Below are 18266 nucleotides of genomic sequence, written 5' to 3'. Positions count from 1 at the left end.
CAAAGTTTGAATCAAGTTGTTAGGAATTGGCCGGGGTATGTTCGGCGGCCATAACCTACCTTCGTCATTCTAGGGCGAAGCAGTCGCGAAGCGACGTCGGGCAGACCCTGGAATCCATGCCGTTGCATCCATGGCATGAAGACGGTTCAAGATTGAGTTTGGGCGAAATGGGTCGAGCAAGGAAGCCATTCTCGACCGCGACATACTTCGGCCGACGTCACGGCGTGGATCCTCGGGTCAAGCCCGAGGACGACGAAGGATCATAGCCTTACCTTCCCAGCCATTGCTGCAAACAAGTCTTGGCCACCACATGCGCCGGCGGCACCGATGGTTCGTCGGCGGCCGGGCGGCGGGCACGTTCGAGCAGCAGGCGAACCTGTTCGGGGCGCACGCGGTCACGCTCCATCACGAGGAGGACCATCGGATCGCTCAAAAGCTCGTCCAGGGTGCTGATTCTGTCGCTCATCGGTCGTCTCCTCGATACCGGCCCGCAGACGATAGATAGGCAGGCAATCATGGCCCGCCAATGACGCTTTGCCGGCTATGTCGTGGTTTCGGGATTAATTTCCGGTAAGGCCGGCGTCAATTCGGAGGCGGCGCGCCTTCATGGTGCGGCAGGCCGTCATCGAGCTGCAGCCAGGGCTGCTTCGAGGCGGTCCACATATGCATTTCCGGCTTGAACAGCGAGGGATCGTCGAGCGAGCCGGTGGTGATGCCGACGATGCCGGCGGAGTCGCGTCGGGAAAACAGCGTGGTGCCGCAAGCGGCGCAAAAGCCGCGCTTGAGGTCCGGAGAGGTGTTGACCGTCGCCACCTCTCCCTCGACCGTGACATCGTCGATGCGAAACAAAAGGCGGGCGTTGAACGCCGCGCCTATGACCTTCTGGCAGCGCCGGCAGTGGCAGACGCGCTGGTTGAGCGGCGCCGCCTCGGTGCCGTAGCGCACTGCCCCGCAATGGCATCCGCCCTGGTATTTCGTCATCATTCGAACTCATCACACTGAAGGTCTCTTGATGATATCGACAGGTACCTTTCGGTCAATTGAAAAGCCCTGATGGCGCCATCGATTGCGCCGATAGGACCAATGGCTGCGCCAAGGCTCCGTAGCTTCGCAGGCACAAAAAAGCCGACCGCCTCTTCGAGACGGCCGGCATGTATTTTCAGGCAAGCTATTTCGTTTCGCTGAGGACTTCGTCCCAGGTCTTCACCTTGGTTTCGCCATTGAGGAAGGGCAGTGCCGCGGCCGTCAGCTCCGGTGCGAAGAAGACGTCGTAGTGGGTGCGATTGGGAATGATGGCCAGCCGGTTCTGCGACAGGTTCTCACGCATCCAGCCGGCATCCTTCAGCCCGCCGCCGATCATCTGGTAGAACCTGATCTCGTGCTCGGGCTTGTACATGTCGCTGTCGCCATAGGCCAGCATGACTGGCATCTTCAGCTTCGCCACATCGGCGGAATAGTCGTAATCCTTGCGCATGAAATTGCCCAGCGCATCGAGCAGTTTAGGGAAATCGTCGGGACGTGGGGCGACGGCGACGTAGGATTTGTACATCGGCGTGTCCTTCATGAAATCGGCGGCGGCCGCGCTCACCTGCGCCTGCTGGCCGCGCATCTCGTCATAGAAGCCATTGGCGGCGAAGCCGGTCGAGACCAGGACCAGCCGGCGCACCGTCTCGGGATGCTGAACGGCCATGCGGAAGGCGACGCCGCCGCCCAGCGAATAGCCAAGCACGTCGACCTTGTCATAGCCGAGCGCCTTGACGATACCAGCCATGTCGTCGCCCATCCCCTCCAGGCTGAAGGGTCGCTCGCCGAGCGCGGTGCGGCCATGGCCCTGCAGGTCGACGGCAATGATGGTGCGGTTTTCCGCCAGCTTCGGCAGCAGCGGCGCGAACATGTCCGACGTGCCAAGGCCGCCATGCAGCAGAAGCAGCGGTTCGCCCTTGCCATAGACGGCATAGTAGTAATTCAGGCCGTCGATCGGCAGCAAGCCGGACTTTTCCGGCTTCGGCATGGCTGTTGCCTCGGTGGTCATGGCGGGCTTGGTCTCCTCTGCATTGGCTGGGCCGGGCGCTGCAAACAAGGCAGCGACCGAGGCAAGAATGGCGAAATAGATTCGTCTGGACATGTCGGTCTCCTCAGGTTCCCCCCAAGGACGAGCGAGCACGCCGCGTGCCGACATGCCCTGCGAAAAATCCGCGGAAGAATGACCGGTTTGGCTGTTGTCGATCGGTCGCGCGCCTCAGTGGCGCTTGGCCTGCACCAGATAGGCGTCGATCTCGGTCTCGCCGAGCCATTTGGCGGCTTCCAGCCGGTGCAGGCCCTCGACCAGGATGTGGCGCTTGCCGTCATGGCGAACCTGGATCGGCGTCTTCATGCCGTTTTCCAGTATGTCTTCGGCCAGATGCCGGACCGTTTCGGGATGCAGCGTCTTCTTGCGCGCCGTCGGCACGTAGATTTCGTCGACCTTGACCTTCTGCACTCTCAGCATACCGGCTCCCGAGGCGGAAAATGCCGCCTCGCCTGAGATAGTCGGTTTGCCAGGTGCGGCCAAGAGCGGCCAAGCAATTGTGTCGTATGCAATTGCTGGCCCGATCGTTTCCATTTGACGCTTGGCCGGCAGATGGCCGAAATGGCGGCCTGTTACTTTTCCGGTGTTCATGACCCAACTGCCGACCGAATTTCCCGATTTCGGACTGACGCCCGAGCAGCGCCGCGAGGCAGTGCGCGGCCATTACTATGAATGGCCGGGAATGGACGGCGAGCGGGGCGAGATCTGGTGCTATTCTGATCGATTTTCCTACCGCGCCGGCGAGACCGTGACGCTGCATGTCAGCTCGACGGCGCCGCGCTTCAGCATTGTCATTGTCCGCGACGGCGGCAGCGAGACAAAGGTCTTCGAGCAAACGGGGCTTTCGGCGCGCTGGCAGGATACGCCCGACCAGTGCTCGGTCGAAGGCTGCGGCTGGGAGGCGTCTTTCGAATTTCGCATCGGCAAGGATTGGCCATCCGGCGCCTATCGGCTGACGCTGACGGCGGACGGGCGCGAGCCCATCCATTGCCATCACCTCATCATCGTCGCGCCCCTGCCCGGCAGAAAACCCGGTCGCGTGCTGCAGGTGGCGGCGACCGGCACGTGGCTGTCCTACAACACATGGGGCGGCTCCAACGCCTATCAAGGCATCACCGGCCCGGGCCGCGACCAGTATGCGCGCATGGTGTCGACGCAGCGGCCTTGGTGCCGTGGCTTCGTGGTGTTGCCCAAGGACGCGCCGCGCGTGCCGCTGGAGGTTGCCGTGCCGCCGAAAACAGTGCCGCGCTATCCGCACATGGAATGGGCGTACGCCACGGGACATTCGAAGAAATACACCTCCTCCGGCTGGGCGAGCTATGACAGCCACTTCTTCCGCTTTGCCGAGCGCGCCGGCTACGGCGTCGATCTCGCCAGCCAGCACGATTTGCACTTCTCGCCCGAGATCCTCGACGGCTACGACTGCGTCGTCTTCGTCGGCCATGACGAGTACTGGACCTGGGAAATGCGGGACGCCGTCGACAGCTACGTCGAGCGCGGCGGTCATGCGGCTCGCTTTGCCGGCAATTTCATGTGGCAGACCAGGCTCGAGGACGAAGGCCGCCGGCAGGTCTGCTACAAATACCGGGCGCGGGCCGAAGACCCGGCCTATAGCGGCGACGTCACCCGGGCCACCAACTCCTGGGAAGCGCCTGAGATCGGTCGTCCCGGCGCAATGACCTTCGGCCTCAACGCGACGCGCGGCGTCTATGCCGGCTGGGGCGGATGCGCACCGCGCGGCGTGCGCGGCTTTCCGGTCTATCGGCCCGAGCACTGGGCCTTCGCCGGCACCGGCATCTATTATGGCGACCTGCTCGGCGCCGACAGCCATGTCTATGGCTATGAGGTCGACGGGCTCGATTTCGAGATCCGCGGCGGCCTGCCCTATCCGACACCGGACAGCGGTGCGCCTGACGGGCTGCAGGTGCTGGCCGTCGGCATGGCGAGCCAGGTCGAGGAAAGCGCCGATATCCCGATCGAGGACCAGTTTCTCGCCGACGAGGATGGCCGCTTTACGGCCGAAACGCTGTTTGGCGAGGCGACCGACGCCAATCTGGAAAAGGTCAAACGCGGCAACGGCATGATCGTCAATTTTCCGCGCGGCAAGGGCGAGGTTTTCCACGCCGGAAGCTGCGAATGGGTCGCCGGCCTGCTCAGGCAGGATCCCATGGTCGAGCGCGTGACCAGGAATGTAATCGATCGCTACCTCGGAAAGTCCTGACATGCAGAAGCCCTCATCAACTGGTTCAGAAACGCGCGCGCCCTCGCACCTGTTCTACCTCTCCAGCCTGCGCCGGCCGCTGATCGACCGCGCCGAAGGCATTTATATGTGGACGCAGGACGGCCGCCGCTTCATCGACGGATCGAGCGGACCGATGGTCGCCAATATCGGCCATTCCAACCGCAACGTGCTCGACGCCATGAAGCGGCAGATGGACCGCGCCACCTTCGCCTACCGGCTGCATTTCGAGAACGAGCAGGCGGAAGAACTGGCGCGGGAGCTCGCCGGCAAACTGCCGGAGGGCATGGACCGAATCTTCTTCGTCTCCGGCGGTTCGGAGGCGACGGAATCCTGCATCAAGCTGGCGCGGCAATGGGCGGTCGCGACCGGCCAGCCGAAGCGCTGGAAGGTTATCACGCGTTTTCCCTCCTATCATGGCGGCACGCTGGGTTCGCTTTCGATAACCGGCGACGATGCGCTGGCCGAAACGTTCACACCGATGATGCGGGTGATGCCGACCGTGCCGGCGCCGACGGCATGGCGCGACCGCGACAATCTTTCGATGGAGCAGCGCGGCGTCCGTTATGCCGACATGCTGGAGGAGAAGATCCAGGCCGAGGGCCCGGACAGCGTGCTCGCCTTCATCATGGAGCCGATCGGCGGTGCGGCGACTTCGGCCCTCGTCGCACCGGACAGCTATTATCCGCGTATACGCGAGATCTGCGACCGCTACGGCATCCTGCTCATCCATGATGAAGTGATGAGCGGCGCCGGCCGCACCGGAAAATTCCTTGGCGGCGACCATTGGAACTGCAAGCCCGACATCGTCGCGCTGTCGAAGGGGCTTGGCTCCGGCTATGCGCCGCTCGGCGCGCTGGCCGCCCCGATGCGGCTGGTCGAGCCGCTGCTGGCGTCGGGCGGCTTCCAGCATGGCCACACCTATGCTGGCAATCCGCTCGCCTGCGCGGCCGGGCTCGCCGTGCTCGGCGAGATGGACCGCCTCGACCTGATCGCCAATGCCGCCGCGATGGGCGACGTGCTGATGGACGGGCTGAAAGCGCTGGCGAAGCGTTTTCCGTTCATCGCCGATGTCCGAGGCAAAGGCCTGCTCACCGGCGCCGAGATGGTTGCCGATCCCGAAACTCTACGGCCGATCGAACAGGGCAAGAAAGCCACGCAGCGCCTGCTCGACCTCGCCTACGAGCGCGGGCTGATCATCTACGGCCGCAGGGTCAAGGGCGGTGTCGACGGCGACAATTTCATGGTGGCGCCGCCGATGATCGTCACGGCTGAAGAGGTCGGCGAGATCATTTCCATCATCGGCGATTCGCTGGAAGTTCTGGCCGCCGAACTCGACCTGCCGGTCGAAGGCTGAGGGCTAAAGAATGGCGCCGAGGAAAGTCATCATCACCTGCGCGGTCACTGGCTCGGTGCACACCCCGTCCATGTCGCCCTATCTGCCGGTGACGCCGGACCAGATCGCGACCGACGCCATCGCGGCGGCCGAGGCTGGCGCCTCAATCCTGCATCTCCACGCCCGCGATCCCAAAGACGGCCGGCCGACCGCCGATCCTGAGGTGTTCATGCAGTTCCTGCCGCGCATCAAGCAAGCGACCGATGCGGTGATCAACATCACCACCGGCGGTTCGTCGCTGATGACGCTCGACCAGCGGCTGGCGGCACCACTGCGGGCCGAGCCGGAAATGTGTTCGCTGAACATGGGCTCGATGAATTTCGCGCTGTTCCCGATGCTCGACAAGCCAAGGGAATGGCAGCACGAGTGGGAACCAAAGCTGCTCGAAGCCACCCGCGACACCATCTTCAAGAACACCTTTGCCGATATGGAAGGCGTGCTCGAAAAGCTCGGCAAGGGCTGCGGCACGCGCTTCGAGTTCGAATGCTACGATGTCGGCCATCTCTATTCGCTGGCGCATTTCCGCGACCGCGGGCTGGTGTCGGGGCCGCTGTTCATTCAATTCGTGCTCGGCATTCTGGGTGGCATCGGTGCCGATCCCGACAATCTCATCCACATGAAGCGCATTGCCGACAAGCTGTTCGGCGACAGCTACCAGTTCTCGGTGCTCGCCGCCGGCCGCCACCAGATGCCGCTGATCTCGATCGCAGCGGCGATGGGCGGCAATGTCCGCGTCGGGCTGGAGGACAGTCTCTACGACGGACGCCAGCTGGCGAAATCCAACGCTGACCAGGTGCGCAGGATACGTGGCATTCTCGATGGCCTGTCGTTGGAGGTGGCCACACCGGCGGAGGCGCGGGAGATGCTGGCGCTGAAGGGTGGGGACCGGGTGGCGTTTTGAGATGATTGATCTGCGATGATGGCGTTCTGGCACACCCCCCTCTGGCCTGCCGGACATCTCACCCCCAAGGGGGGAGATCGGATGTCACTGCGGCCTTCGCCAATCTCAATCGTTGCAAAATGGATGGCAGCGCCAAAGCTGCCAATCTCCCCCCTTGAGGGTGAGATGTCCGGCAGGACAGAGGGGGGTGCCTGGGCGCCTTGCCTATCGTGAGTACAGTCACCCTCCGCCCCGGCACCATCGACGACGTCGACACCATCCATGCCGCGCTGCTCAAGCTCGGCACCCATATCGGCGCGCATCAGGAGATCACGTCCACTGCCGACGATCTCCGCCGCTACGGCTTTGGCGACAAACCCGCCTTCTCCACCCTGATCGCCGAGATCGGCGGCGATTTTGCGGGGCTCTGCCTGCATTTCCCGATCTTCTCGACATGGATGGGGCGGCCCGGCGTCTATATCCAGGACCTCTATGTCGAGGACCGGTTTCGCGGCCGCAAGATCGGCGAAAGACTGCTGCGCCGGGTCGCGCGCGACTGCCGCCGGGATGGCGGCGCCTATCTCAGGCTGTCCGTCGACACCGACAATGACGGCGCCAAGGCTTTTTATGAGAGACTGGGCATCGCCTGGTCGAGCTACGAGCAGACGCAGAAGATTGTTGGCGATGCCTTTTTCGCCTTTGCCGATGCAGCGCAGGATGGGGACGCGGAATGAAAGCCTTCTTTGCCGAGGAGCAGAAACGCCACGACCCGAAGGCCTTTCTGTCCAGCGGTGCGCCGCAGCCCAATCCCGAACAGCCGGAGCGGGTAGAGCGATTGTTAGCCGGCGCAAAATCCGCCGGATTGATGATCGAGCGGCCCAGGGAACATGGCCTAGGCCCGGTGGCGGCCGTGCATACGCCGGAGTATCTCGCCTTCCTCGAACACATTTTTGCGCGCTGGCAGCGCATCGAGGGCGCATCCGCGGAAGTCATCCCCAACATCCATCCACTGGCCCGCACAGGGTCCTATCCGGCCTCGGCGGTCGGCCAGGCCGGCTACCACATGGCCGACACCGCTTGCCCGATCTCGGCCGAAACCTGGCACAGCGCGCTGTGGAGCGCCTGGAGTGTAGTCGAGGCAGCCGAAGCGGTGATATCGGGCGCGCCTGCCGCTTATGCGCTCTGCCGGCCGCCCGGCCATCATGCCTTTGCCGATGTCGCCGGCGGCTTCTGCTTCATCAACAATTCAGCGGTCGCGGCCCAGGTGTTGCGCAAGCAGGCAGCGCGGGTGGTGATCCTCGATGTCGACCTGCATCACGGCAACGGCACGCAAGGCATCTTTTATACGCGTTCCGACGTCCTGACGGTGTCGCTGCACGCCGATCCGGTGCGCTTCTATCCGTTCTTCTGGGGCCATGCCGATGAGCGCGGCGAAGGTCCGGGCCTCGGCTATAATTTCAACCTGCCATTGCCGCGCAAATCAGCCGACGCGGCGTTTCTGGAGGCGCTCGAAGTGGCGTTCCAGCGTATCCGCGCCTTTTCGCCGGACGCGCTGGTCGTGGCGCTCGGTCTCGATGCGTTCGAGGGCGATCCGTTCGGCGGGCTTTCGGTGACCACGCCCGGTTTCTCGCGGATCGGCGAGGCAATTGCCAAGCTTGGCCTGCCGACGATTATCGTTCAGGAAGGCGGCTATCTCTGCGACGCGCTCGGCGACAATCTCACGGCGTTCCTCACCGGTTTCGGCGGCAAACAGCGATAGCTGACTAGCGCTGCTGCCTCAGCATGGCGATCACCCGGTGCACGCTTTCCAACGTCTCGTCGATCTCTGCCGCCGTGTTGTAGTGCGCAATACCGATGCGCACGACTCCCTGCTCGGCCGGAATGCCGAGATGGTGGACGATCTCCCAGGCGTAGTTGTGACCCGACCATAGAAAAATGTTCTCGGCATTCATCTGCCGCACGATCGTCTCTGGCACGATGCCGTCGACGGTGAAGGACACGGTCGGCACGCGCTCAATGACACGCTTCTGATCTGTGATGCCGCGGATGGTCAGGCCCTCAATGGCGGACAGCCCATCGATCAGCCTCAGCGCCAGCGGGTTTTCGTAGGCGATCGACACTTCGTATGCCTTTGCGATCTTTTGCCTTCGCGAACCGCCCTCGCCGGCCGCAGCACCGAGTTCGGCGAAGTAATCGACCGCTGCGGTAAGTCCGGCCATCAGTTCGATCTGCGGCGTACCGAGTTCGAAGCGCTCCGGCAGGCCATTGGACGAGCAACGGCATTTGTAGGGTTGCAGCGCATCGATGATGTCGCGGCGGCCCCAAAGAATGCCCATGTGCGGGCCGAAGAACTTGTAGGCAGAGCAAACCAGGAAGTCGCAGCCGAGGTCCTGCACGTCGACCAGCCCGTGCGGCGCGAACTGCACGGCGTCGACATAGACCACCGCGCCGGCCTGTTTGGCGATGGCCGTCAGCGCTTTCACCCGATTGATCGAGCCGGTGAGGTTCGAGGCATAGTTCAGCGCCACGAGCCGAGTCTTGTCGGTGAGCAGGGCGCTGAGCGCCGCCTCCTCGACCTGCCAGCTCTTTTCGTCGAAGGGCAGGAAGCGCACGACGAGGCCAAGATCTTCGGCCAGCTGCAGCCAGGGCGAGACGTTGCCCTCATGATCCATGCGGGTGACGATGATCTCGTCGCCCGGCTTGAAGCCGCGGCCGAGCGTGCGCGACATGTGATAGGTCAGCGTCGTCATGTTGGCGCCGATGATTATTTCCTCCGCGCTCGCTGCACCCAGGAAATCGGTCATCGCCGCATGGGCGTCGTCGAACACCTTTTGCGCGGCACGCGTGGTTTCGAAATAGCCGCCGAGATTGGCGTTGGTGGTGAGGAGGCAGCGCGCCACCGCGTCGGCAACCGCTTGCGGCACCTGGGTGCCGGCCGGATTGTCGAGATAGATGCGCCGGCGGCCCTTGTCGGTCAGGTCCAGCGCCGGAAATTTTCCCCTGACGGTCTCGATCGGAAAATCCATGGCTGTCCCCTTCCCCTTGTCTTTGCTCGGCAATCCCGGCCAAACGGTCTGCTTATGGGCACGGATTGCCGACGCGCTGGTGGATCGCATCCACGCCCTTCTGCATCTCGTCGGTCCAGGTCACGTCGGCTGACGACAGCGCCATCTCAAGCTGGGCAATCGTCGTCGCGCCGATGATGCTGGAGGTGACGAACGGCCGGCTGGCGACATAGGCGTTGGCAAACAGCGCAGGTTCAAGGCCGAAGGAGCGCGCCAGTTCGTTGTATGCGAGCTGCGCTTCCGCGGCATTCGGCGTCTCGTAGCGCTGGCCGCGGTTGAACAGCTGCGAGCGCGAGCCTTGCGGTCGCGCGCCATGGTCGTATTTGCCGGTGAGATAGCCTTGCGCCAGCGGCGAATAGGCGAGAAAGCCAACCTCTTCGCGGTCGCAGACTTCGGCGAGGTTCACCTCAAAGGTGCGGTTGACCAGATTGTAGGCGTTCTGCAGCGAAACGATGCGCGGGCCGACGCCCTTGTCGGCCTCGGCAATGAAGCGCATGACGCCCCAGGAGTTCTCGTTCGACAGGCCGAGATGGCGGATCTTTCCCGCCTTCACCAGCTCCTCGAAGACGGCGAGTGTCTCGGCGATCGGCGTCTCGCCGGCCGGCGCGCCAACGGCGTCGGCACGGCGCGGCACAGCACCCACGCGGGTCGGATTGGCGCCCCAGGGAATGTCACGTTCCGGCCAATGGATCTGATAGAGATCAAGATAGTCGGTGCCGAGCTTGGCCAGCGATTTGTCGATGGCGTCAAAGATGTCGGCGCGCACCAGCTTCGACGGACGGCCGCCGCGGAACCAGCTGTTGGCGGTGCGGCCGACCACTTTCGAGGCCAGGATGACCTTGTCGCGGTTGCCGTTGGCCTTCATCCAGCTGCCGATGAACTTCTCCGTCCGTCCTTGAGTCTCCTCTTTGGGCGGGATCGGGTAGAGCTCGGCGGTGTCGATGAAATTCACACCGCGCTCAAAGGCCAGATCCATCTGCGCATGGCCTTCGGCCTCGGTGTTCTGCTCGCCCCAGGTCATCGACCCCAGGCAGATCTGGGTAACAAGAAGATCGGTCCGACCGAGACGGCGTTTGTGCATGGGGTTTCTCCGGCGGGAGGTTTGCGCGGACAGCGCGGGAAGGAAGCCGCATGTATAGGGAAAGCGGCGCCGCTCTCCAACCCTCAGGGAACCCGACTTTTGCGTGAACCCTGGAAAAGTCAGCGCCGGACGCCGGCCAGCGCGCGCCGCTTGGCCTCATCGATCAGCATATTGGCCACCTGCATGCGGATCATGGCGCGCTGGCGCAGATGCGGCGCGACGCGGTCGGGGTGGTTGGCGAAGGCGAAGCTGCGGCGCATGCGGCCGAGATCGGCGTTCTTGACGGGATGATCGAGGCCGAGCTCGACGGCGATCGCGTCAGGGTCGATCGGCGGCAGCTTTTCCTCGGGCTTTGCCTCCTCGCCGGCCAGCGCCAGCTTGGCATGATCGAGAAGGGCCGCGAATTCTGCGGCCAGATCGGCTCCCGCCTCGCGGTATTCGGCGGCGAATGTTTCGCCCGAGACCTTGATGCGGCCGGAATGAAGCTCGTCGGCCACGGAGAGATAGTCGAACGGGATCGACGGCCGGGCGCTCGTCTCTTCCGCCGCCTCATCCTTGTCGGAGGCAACGAACAGATCGTCGAGCAAGGAAGCGAAATCCCGCTTGGCGCCGATGTCAGCCTCCCCCTCGTTTAAGCGTGCGAACAGAGCCGGTCGCAGCATAGAACCGGCTCGTTAAAAATGAATGCCGCTGATCTTAACCAGTTTAGGCGTTTGCGAGGTTTGGGCGGGCCCGGTTGGCGATGCGCAAGACCCAACAAAAAGCCGGACTGCATTTGCATGCAGTCCGGAAATTCGCCAGGAGTGGCGAGGAAAAGCCGGCCATGTGCCAGCGTCTATGCATACGGTGGGGATGCGCCACAAGTTTCAGCGCACGCGGCAATTGTGCCGAAAAAAAATCGCTTGGCATGGCTGCCATGCAAATGCTGCACTGCACAATCTTCACAATTTTCCTATACTCGGCGCCGTGGAGGATCAACAAGGGGCCGAATCATGGGGTTCTTCACTGAAATGTTTGCCCGTCCGCGTCCGCAGGAGCATCAGCGTTATCGTTCCGCCCTGGCACTGCTGCACTCGATGAGCAATGCCGACCGCGCCGACATCGGCGTCAAGCCGGCCGATTTCCCACGCATCGCGCGCGAAATGTCACTGCGTTGAGTAAGCCTTGGCGCTGAACCAGCGTCATACGAGGTTTCCCGGCAGCGGCCGGGAAACCTCGCAACGCGCAATTCGTCAACGATTACCGAGATAGGCGCCCTTGGTCAGCGGCACGCCATTGTGGCGCAGGATGTCGTAGGCGGTGGTCACGTGGAAATAGAAGTTGGGCATGGCGACATGCAGCAGATACTGCATGCCTGGCATCGAGGCTTCGCGCTGGCCAAACTTCAGTTCGACCACCCTTTCATCCGAACCCTCGAATTCGGCGGCTGAGAATGACGCCAGCAGATCGAGCGTCTTGGTCAGGCGCGCCTGCAACTCGGCGAAGGTCGCTTCATTGTCTTCGTATTTCGGCACTTCGCGACGGGCCAGCCGTGATGGCGCGCCCTTGGCGTGGTCGGTGGCAACCTGCACCTGCCTGACCAGTGCGTACATGTCGGGCGCCAACCTCGCGGTCAAAAACACCTGCGGGTCGATCTTGCGTTCAGTTGCATTCTGTTCGGCGGCCGACAGCACGCCGGACAGCGCCTTCAGCCTGGCCGAAAACACCGGCACCGAGGCTTCATACATCGATAGTGTCACGTCAAATCTCCATTGCGGCTGAAGCGCCGACCGCGGGACGTAGCGCCTTCCCGGGCGATTCTTCAAGCGTCACCACGTCGCCGCAATCTCTATGATAGGCTCCTTTCGTGGTGGAGATTCTCCGATGAGACGCGTCTTTCTGGCAGCGGCCGCCTTTTGCTCCCTTGCCGCATCCGGCCAGGCTGTGTTCGCCGACGATGAACCGGCAGCCGATGACCAAGCCCCTTACGTCGATGACAGGTCGGATGCCGCAGCCGTCATCCGCTCGCTCTACAGCGCCATCAACCGGCACGAATTCGCCCGCGCCTGGGCTTACTACGGCGATACCAAGCCGGCAAAGGATTTCGATACCTTCGTCAAGGGCTATGACGGGACCGGCAGGGTCGACGTCGAAACCGGTGCTGTTTCCGACGAGGGCGCAGCCGGCAGCATCTATTACAGCGTTCCGGTCGCCATCCGCGCCACCGACAAGAACGGCAATGAAGCGGTCTTCGCCGGCTGCTACACGCTGCGCCAGGTCAGCGCTCAGATCCAGGCCCCGCCGTTCCGACCGATCTTTATCGACAAGGGCGCGCTGAAGCCGTCCAAGGCCGATTTCGAGGAGGCGCTGCCGCCAAGCTGTGGTGACGGGCCGCCGCCGCCGAAGAAGGACACCGCACTCGAGCACGTGAAGAAACTGTTCGCCGCCGATTATGGCGATCAGTGTGACAAGCAGTTTCTCGGCGAGGAGCCGAACATCTTTTCGATCAAATACAAGGCAAAGGACGCGGCTGCCAGCGATCCCGACAAGGAAACGCGGCTTTTCGAGTTCTACTGCCAAGCGGCAGCCTATAACGCAAGTTCGGTCTACTACATGACCGACGAAGTATCGGGCGTGCGGCAGTTGCAGTTCACCGAGCCCGAAATGGATATCCGTTACGAGAACAATGACAGCGACGGCAAACTGCTGGGCATGGATATCATCGGCTTCCGCACCACCGGCTGGGCGGCCAATTCCGAATATGACGAAGACGCCAAGACGCTGACCACGTTCAACAAATGGCGCGGCATCGGCGACGCCTCGGACAAAGGGATATACCTGTTCCGTAACGGCGATTTTTCCCTCGTCCAATATGATGTGGACGCGTCTTACGATGGCGAGGAGAACCCGCAGACGGTGGTCGACTACAACACCGCGCCGTAGGGATCTTATCAGGAACCGCCGCGCTCAAGCAGTCCTTCACATTCGCCTTCTCGTTTCAGGCCGGGAACGCATCGGCCGGAAGAAGGCGCGAATGTCCTCGACCAGAAGACTCGGTTCCTCCAGCGCAGCGAAATGGCCGCCTCGCGGCATCGATGTCCATCGCTGAACGTCAAAGACCCGCGCCACCCAGGATCGAGGCGGCATCGGCAACTCGCGAGGGAAAAGCGCTACCCCAAATGGCGGCGAAACGCGTTCCAGCGTCTCGAACGCAAGAGGGAACAGTCGATTCTCCTTGTAGAGCCGCAAGGACGAGGTGAGCGCGTTGCTGAACCAATAGAGCGAAACATCCGTAAGGAGCGTGTCCATGCCGAAGGTGCGCTCCACGTCACCGTCGCAATCGCTCCAGCTACGGAACTTCTCGATCATCCAGGCTGCGAGACCGATCGGCGAGTCTGTCAGCGCATAAGCAAGCGTCTGAGGCTTCGTGCCCTGCAGATGGGCATAGGCGCCCTCCGTTGCCGTCCAGGCCGCGGCCTTGTCCAGGAAGGCCTGCTCCTCAACGGTGACAGGTGGCAGACCTGCACCCAAAGGTGGCCGATAGCTCCCGGGAATGTAATTGACGTGGACGCCAAGCACGCTTTCGGAATGGAGCCGTGCCATCCAGGCGGAAACGCCCGCGCCGATGTCGCCTCCTTGGGAAGCGAAGCGGTCGTAGCCGAGCCCGCGCATCAACTGTACCCATAACTCCGCGATGCGGCCGGAATGGAAGCCTGGTTCCGTCGGCGCCTGCGAAAAGCCGTATCCGGGCAAAGAGGGAACTACCACGTGGAAAGCGTCGGCCGGGTCACCACCATGGGCAGCTGGGTCTGCCAGCAATGGAATGACGTGTTCCATTTCGATGAAGGAGCCGGGCCAGCCATGCGTTATGATCAGCGGCAGCGGCGCCGGTCCGTTGCCTGGCTGGTGGACAAAGTGGACATCTAGGTTGTTCAGCCTCGTCAGATATTGCGGCAGCCGGTTCAGCCGCGCCTCTTGCACTCTCCAGTCGAAGCGGTCTCGCCAGAAATCCGCAAGACGCTTGATGAACGGCAGGTCGGCCCCATCGCTCCAGCCCGCTTCGCTTAGCGGAATTGGCCATCGTGTTGCGCTAAGCCGGCGCTGGAGATCTTCAAGTTGTTCGTTCGGAATTTGGATCTTGAAGGGGTGAGCGTCCATCGCTGTGCTTCCGATCTGTTGGATCATATCAGCCTACACCAGCAAGGATATCGGCCGAACCATGATCGCCAAAACCAACGGGCACCTCTGGGCGATATGCGTCAGGGCGCTTTCGACAGCATCCAGTTCAGCGTTTGGCGCCAGTCGACCATGCGGATCGGCGTGCCATGGGTGCCGGTCTCGAACCGGACGAACCGGGTCGGATAGGCTTTCGAGTTCGCAATGATGGAGCGGAAGAAGGCTTCCTGCTTCTCCACGGGAAAGACCGGGTCCTTGCTGCCCTGGCCGAAGAACACCGGCACATGGCGCCTGTAGGCGGGGCTCGACAGGAAACTGTCATCCCATAGCGAGCCGAGCAGCAGCAGCCCGTTTATCCGCCGTCCCGTATCGTTGCGGCCGGCCAGCTTCCAGCACAGCATGCCGCCCATCGAGCCGCAGGCGACGAAGATTTTCGCGTCCGGCGAAGCCTCGGCATAGTGGCCGATCAGCGCCGCGACCTGGGCCGCGCCCTTGTCGCCGAAATCGGTGAAATCCGGTGAGAGGTAGAGGCCGCCATTGCCGGCCATCAGGTTCTTGATGCGGTTGAAATTGCCGCCGAAGGTGAAGTCGTCGACGCCCTGCTTGCGGCTGCCGCCCTGCCCGTGCAGGTAAAGCACGATGATGCCGGCGCCTTCGGTCTTGCCGACGGCGACATGCCTGACATCGCCGGCATCGGTTTTCAGCATCAAATCCCGCTGCACCTTGCGCACGCCGGTGTCGGTATACTTAGCCTGCACGCGCTTTTCCGGCACCTCGTCGCGGTCGTTGATGTCGCGCATCTCGCGATAGTCGATGACGGTGTAGGCGCCTTTGTCCGTGGACGAGAGCGTCGCCGGATAGGCGAAGAGGTCATCCTTGTAGGGTTTTAGTTCGAGCGCGTCCGCGTGGGCGGCGGAGAACAAGAAAAGAAGTGAAACCAGAAGGGTATGGAACGCGGCTACCCCCCTCTGGCCTGCTGGCCTGGCCGGCAGGCCAGAGGGGGGTAGAAGCGCTGAGGCAAGTAAAGAGAGAGCCATGCTAAAGGCATGCGTTTTTCGGCTTCGCTTTGTCAATCCTGCAGCACGCCGCCGGCGTCTTCGAGCGCCTCGCGGGTGTCGACGTCGACCGACGCGCCGTCGCCGATCTCGACGTCGATGACATCCAGTCCCTCGGCCTCGACCAGATGGCGGGCGCCGGTGTCGCCCTCGAGGTGAGCGATGCCTCCAAACAGCGCGCGTGGCAGCAGCACCGGATTGCCGCGGCGGCCGTCATGGGCGGCACGCACCACTGAGCGGCCGCCGTCCCTACGGAAGGCCTCGATCAACCGGTCGAGATCGGCCGATGAGATACCCGGCATGTCGCCGAGGACGATCATGGCGCCGGCCGCCTCGGCTCCAACGCGGGCAATGCCGGCTTTTAGAGACGAGGACAGGCCGTCGGCAAAATCCGAATTGTCGGCGAAGATCACGTCGAGGCCCGAGAGCGCGGCGTGCACCCGCTCGCGCTGATGGCCGGTGACGACAACGGTGGCAGAAGCCTTGGAATCGAGCGCCCGTTCAGCGGTGCGGCGCACCAGCGGCTTGCCGTCGAACAGCGCCAGAAGCTTGTTCGGCCCGCCCATGCGGCTGGAGCGACCGGCGGCCAGAAGCACGATCTCGACCTTCAGCCCGGCTCTCGCCGGCAGCGGCTCGCGCGGCTGCGGCCTGGTCGGGATTTCCATCAAGAGGCCGCCAACGCCCATGCCGGCGATGTCCTTGGCGGTGACGTCGAGACCGGCGATCAGCCTGTCGAGCACCCAATCGAAACCGTTCTCCTTGGGGCTGCGGGCGCAACCGGGCGCGCCGATGACGCGCTTGCCGTCCAGCGTGCCCAGCACCAGCAGATTGCCGGGATCGACCGGCATGCCCGCGCGGATCACCGTGCCACCTGCTGCCTCGATCGCCGCCGGAACGACATCGTTGAAATCGCTCATCGCCGAGGCGCCGAAGATCACCACCATGTCGTTGTCGCGCGCCAGCGCGGCCGCTGCCTCGGCTACAGGCGCGATCTCGTGCGGCGTGCGGCGCTCCGTCGTCAGCCGACCGCCGGAGCGTGCCAGCCGGGCCTCGGTGACGCGCAGCGTTTTGTCGAGCACGCTGGGCTTGATGCCGGGCAGCATCGTCTGAATGACGCCGATGCGCACCGGATGGTAGGCGTTGACGGCGAAGATCTCGCCGCCGGCGCAGATCTTTGTCACCGCATCGACAAGGGCCGAGGCAACGGCGAACGGGATGATCTTGACCGTCGCCACCATCTGGCCCTGCTCAACCGGCGCGTGCTGCGCCAGCGTGGCGATGGTGATGGTCGGGTCGACCGCATTGATGGCGTCGATCATGGCGGCATCGACGGTGAAGAGACCGGCGGCCTTGGCATGGAGGTTGACGCGGCCGGTCGCGGCCGGTTTTGCCTCGATGTTGCGGTGGGCCATGCTGGCAGCAATCTTTTCGGCCGCCGCATCCTCGCTGAGGTCATCGGCGGCAAGCACCGCCACGACGATCTCGGTAATGCCGGCCGCCTTCAGCACCGCCACGTCCTGCGTGCTCAGCCTGTGCGCCTTGCGGAAACGCCGCTCGCCCGCCGTCGTGGCATGCGCCAGCACCGCGCCTTGCGCCTGATCGATCGGGATCGGCCCGAACTTCACGCCGCCGCGCCTTTGGCTTCGAGACCGCGCGAGCGAAAGGCGTGGATCGTCTGCGCCAGGATGGCGACGGCGATCTCGGCCGGGCTCGCCGCGCCAATGTCGATACCGATCGGTGCGTGGATGCGGGCGATCTGGTCGGCGCTGGCGCCGAGCGCCAGCAGGCGCTCGACGCGCCTGGCGTGTGTTTTGCGGCTGCCGAGTGCGCCGACATAGAAACAGTTGGCGTCGAGCGCGGCCTTCAGTGCGAAATCGTCGATCTTCGGATCATGGGTGACGGCGGCCAGCGCCGTATAGCTGTCGAGCGGCTGGCGTTTCAGCACATCCTCCGGCCATTCGGCATGGAGTGCTACATCGGGAAAACGGTCCGGGGTGGCGAAGGCGGTGCGCGGATCGACGATCTCCAGGGGATAGCCGGCGATCCTGGCCATCGGCGCCAGCGCCTGACTGATATGGACGGCGCCGACTACCACCAGGCGCGGCTGCGGCAAATGCGCGTTGAGGAAGAAGGTGCGCCCTTCAGCCTCGACCGAACCCGAATTGCCGGTGCGGAAAGCCTTGGCGATCGCTTGGCCGAGATCGCCGGCAACCTGATCGCCTTCTCGCACGATGCGGTCGCGGCCGTCGCCGAGATCGGTCACCAGGATCGCCGCACGGCGGGCACGGCGTTCGGCATTGAGGGCTTTGAGAGCGTAGGGATCCATG

At 63.4% G+C, this 18266-nt stretch carries 19 protein-coding genes; 7 read left to right on the top strand and 12 right to left on the bottom strand.

Going from position 1 to position 18266, the window contains the following annotated elements; genetic code table 11:
* Positions 1-268: 268 nt before the first annotated feature.
* The 4 genes from NKJ18_RS19905 to NKJ18_RS19890 form a co-directional block, all read right to left on the bottom strand.
* Positions 269-466 (bottom strand): hypothetical protein, encoded by a 198-nt coding sequence (locus tag NKJ18_RS19905; protein WP_023711466.1) that lies wholly within the window; start codon positions 464-466, stop codon positions 269-271.
* Positions 467-582: 116 nt separating this feature from the next.
* On the bottom strand, positions 583-981 hold the full coding sequence (locus tag NKJ18_RS19900) for a GFA family protein (RefSeq protein ID WP_023684918.1): 399 nt from the start codon (positions 979-981) through the stop codon (positions 583-585).
* 187 nt (positions 982-1168) lie between these two features.
* Complete coding sequence (locus tag NKJ18_RS19895) at positions 1169-2125, bottom strand: alpha/beta fold hydrolase (protein ID WP_023756447.1); 957 nt, start codon at positions 2123-2125, stop codon at positions 1169-1171.
* Between the two features lie 114 nt (positions 2126-2239).
* Positions 2240-2488 carry a ParB N-terminal domain-containing protein gene (locus NKJ18_RS19890; RefSeq protein WP_023669061.1) on the bottom strand — a complete coding sequence of 83 codons (249 nt, stop codon included), beginning with the start codon at positions 2486-2488 and terminating at the stop codon, positions 2240-2242.
* Positions 2489-2657: 169 nt separating this feature from the next.
* Between NKJ18_RS19890 and NKJ18_RS19885 the strand changes: the two genes are divergently transcribed.
* The 5 genes from NKJ18_RS19885 to NKJ18_RS19865 all read left to right on the top strand — a co-directional run bounded on the left by NKJ18_RS19885 (position 2658) and on the right by NKJ18_RS19865 (position 8342).
* Positions 2658-4289: a N,N-dimethylformamidase beta subunit family domain-containing protein gene (locus tag NKJ18_RS19885; protein ID WP_352759321.1), complete on the top strand. Its 1632-nt coding sequence runs from the start codon at positions 2658-2660 to the stop codon at positions 4287-4289.
* 1 nt (position 4290) lies between these two features.
* Positions 4291-5664 carry an aminotransferase family protein gene (locus NKJ18_RS19880; RefSeq protein WP_023825097.1) on the top strand — a complete coding sequence of 458 codons (1374 nt, stop codon included), beginning with the start codon at positions 4291-4293 and terminating at the stop codon, positions 5662-5664.
* A gap of 10 nt (positions 5665-5674) precedes the next feature.
* Positions 5675-6604, top strand: a complete 930-nt coding sequence (kce, locus tag NKJ18_RS19875; RefSeq protein WP_023816557.1) for a 3,5-dioxohexanoate:acetyl-CoA acetone transferase — start codon at positions 5675-5677, stop codon at positions 6602-6604.
* Between the two features lie 209 nt (positions 6605-6813).
* Positions 6814-7317, top strand: a complete 504-nt coding sequence (locus NKJ18_RS19870) for a GNAT family N-acetyltransferase (RefSeq protein WP_031196820.1) — start codon at positions 6814-6816, stop codon at positions 7315-7317.
* Positions 7314-8342 carry a histone deacetylase family protein gene (locus NKJ18_RS19865; RefSeq protein WP_023748579.1) on the top strand — a complete coding sequence of 343 codons (1029 nt, stop codon included), beginning with the start codon at positions 7314-7316 and terminating at the stop codon, positions 8340-8342. The genes NKJ18_RS19870 and NKJ18_RS19865 overlap by 4 nt, the downstream gene beginning before the upstream one ends.
* 4 nt (positions 8343-8346) lie before the next feature.
* On the opposite strand, the gene NKJ18_RS19860 is transcribed toward NKJ18_RS19865, so the two are convergent.
* The 3 genes from NKJ18_RS19860 to NKJ18_RS19850 form a co-directional block, all read right to left on the bottom strand.
* Positions 8347-9609, bottom strand: coding sequence for a cysteine desulfurase-like protein (locus NKJ18_RS19860; protein ID WP_352759319.1), 1263 nt, complete (start codon positions 9607-9609; stop codon positions 8347-8349).
* Positions 9610-9661: 52 nt separating this feature from the next.
* Positions 9662-10729, bottom strand: coding sequence for an aldo/keto reductase (locus NKJ18_RS19855; protein ID WP_023745986.1), 1068 nt, complete (start codon positions 10727-10729; stop codon positions 9662-9664).
* 119 nt (positions 10730-10848) lie between these two features.
* Positions 10849-11391 (bottom strand): hypothetical protein, encoded by a 543-nt coding sequence (locus tag NKJ18_RS19850; protein WP_023706484.1) that lies wholly within the window; start codon positions 11389-11391, stop codon positions 10849-10851.
* 330 nt (positions 11392-11721) lie between these two features.
* On the opposite strand from NKJ18_RS19850, the gene NKJ18_RS19845 reads away from it, so the two are divergent.
* Positions 11722-11886 (top strand): hypothetical protein, encoded by a 165-nt coding sequence (locus NKJ18_RS19845; protein ID WP_023690170.1) that lies wholly within the window; start codon positions 11722-11724, stop codon positions 11884-11886.
* 75 nt (positions 11887-11961) lie between these two features.
* Here the strand turns inward: NKJ18_RS19845 and NKJ18_RS19840 are convergent, their stop codons facing one another.
* Positions 11962-12468: a DUF1993 domain-containing protein gene (locus NKJ18_RS19840; RefSeq protein WP_023690171.1), complete on the bottom strand. Its 507-nt coding sequence runs from the start codon at positions 12466-12468 to the stop codon at positions 11962-11964.
* Between the two features lie 124 nt (positions 12469-12592).
* Between NKJ18_RS19840 and NKJ18_RS19835 the strand changes: the two genes are divergently transcribed.
* A complete protein-coding gene (locus NKJ18_RS19835; protein WP_352759316.1) occupies positions 12593-13651 on the top strand; it encodes a DUF1176 domain-containing protein in 1059 nt (352 codons plus the stop codon).
* A 36-nt stretch (positions 13652-13687) separates the two neighbouring features.
* Here NKJ18_RS19835 and NKJ18_RS19830 read toward each other — a convergent pair whose 3' ends face one another.
* From NKJ18_RS19830 to NKJ18_RS19815, 4 genes are all read right to left on the bottom strand, one after another.
* Positions 13688-14893, bottom strand: a complete 1206-nt coding sequence (locus NKJ18_RS19830; protein ID WP_352759314.1) for an epoxide hydrolase family protein — start codon at positions 14891-14893, stop codon at positions 13688-13690.
* Positions 14894-14967: 74 nt separating this feature from the next.
* Positions 14968-15807 (bottom strand): alpha/beta hydrolase, encoded by an 840-nt coding sequence (locus NKJ18_RS19825; protein WP_023711475.1) that lies wholly within the window; start codon positions 15805-15807, stop codon positions 14968-14970.
* Between the two features lie 146 nt (positions 15808-15953).
* A complete protein-coding gene (locus NKJ18_RS19820; RefSeq protein WP_023694139.1) occupies positions 15954-17564 on the bottom strand; it encodes an NTP transferase domain-containing protein in 1611 nt (536 codons plus the stop codon).
* Positions 17561-18265: an XdhC family protein gene (locus NKJ18_RS19815; protein WP_023669076.1), complete on the bottom strand. Its 705-nt coding sequence runs from the start codon at positions 18263-18265 to the stop codon at positions 17561-17563. The genes NKJ18_RS19820 and NKJ18_RS19815 overlap by 4 nt, the downstream gene beginning before the upstream one ends.
* Position 18266: the final 1 nt, after the last annotated feature.

It is taken from the genome of Mesorhizobium sp. M0217, from assembly GCF_040321955.1.
In the GTDB taxonomy this organism is placed as follows: Bacteria; Pseudomonadota; Alphaproteobacteria; order Rhizobiales; family Rhizobiaceae; genus Mesorhizobium.
This window is presented reverse-complemented; position numbering and strand designations above follow the sequence as displayed.

What these genes read in the sequence shown, in the direction of transcription:
- NKJ18_RS19815 (WP_023669076.1), bottom strand. Translation starts at nt 18,265, where the DNA reads ATGGATCCCTACGCTCTCAAAGCCCTCAATGCCGAACGCCGTGCCCGC.
- NKJ18_RS19895 (WP_023756447.1), bottom strand. Translation starts at nt 2,125, where the DNA reads ATGTCCAGACGAATCTATTTCGCCATTCTTGCCTCGGTCGCTGCCTTG.
- NKJ18_RS19850 (WP_023706484.1), bottom strand. Translation starts at nt 11,391, where the DNA reads ATGCTGCGACCGGCTCTGTTCGCACGCTTAAACGAGGGGGAGGCTGAC.
- NKJ18_RS19885 (WP_352759321.1), top strand. Translation starts at nt 2,658, where the DNA reads ATGACCCAACTGCCGACCGAATTTCCCGATTTCGGACTGACGCCCGAG.
- NKJ18_RS19845 (WP_023690170.1), top strand. Translation starts at nt 11,722, where the DNA reads ATGGGGTTCTTCACTGAAATGTTTGCCCGTCCGCGTCCGCAGGAGCAT.
- kce (WP_023816557.1), top strand. Translation starts at nt 5,675, where the DNA reads ATGGCGCCGAGGAAAGTCATCATCACCTGCGCGGTCACTGGCTCGGTG.
- NKJ18_RS19890 (WP_023669061.1), bottom strand. Translation starts at nt 2,488, where the DNA reads ATGCTGAGAGTGCAGAAGGTCAAGGTCGACGAAATCTACGTGCCGACG.
- NKJ18_RS19855 (WP_023745986.1), bottom strand. Translation starts at nt 10,729, where the DNA reads ATGCACAAACGCCGTCTCGGTCGGACCGATCTTCTTGTTACCCAGATC.
- NKJ18_RS19830 (WP_352759314.1), bottom strand. Translation starts at nt 14,893, where the DNA reads ATGATCCAACAGATCGGAAGCACAGCGATGGACGCTCACCCCTTCAAG.
- NKJ18_RS19865 (WP_023748579.1), top strand. Translation starts at nt 7,314, where the DNA reads ATGAAAGCCTTCTTTGCCGAGGAGCAGAAACGCCACGACCCGAAGGCC.
- NKJ18_RS19835 (WP_352759316.1), top strand. Translation starts at nt 12,593, where the DNA reads ATGAGACGCGTCTTTCTGGCAGCGGCCGCCTTTTGCTCCCTTGCCGCA.
- NKJ18_RS19860 (WP_352759319.1), bottom strand. Translation starts at nt 9,609, where the DNA reads ATGGATTTTCCGATCGAGACCGTCAGGGGAAAATTTCCGGCGCTGGAC.
- NKJ18_RS19880 (WP_023825097.1), top strand. Translation starts at nt 4,291, where the DNA reads ATGCAGAAGCCCTCATCAACTGGTTCAGAAACGCGCGCGCCCTCGCAC.
- NKJ18_RS19905 (WP_023711466.1), bottom strand. Translation starts at nt 466, where the DNA reads ATGAGCGACAGAATCAGCACCCTGGACGAGCTTTTGAGCGATCCGATG.
- NKJ18_RS19900 (WP_023684918.1), bottom strand. Translation starts at nt 981, where the DNA reads ATGACGAAATACCAGGGCGGATGCCATTGCGGGGCAGTGCGCTACGGC.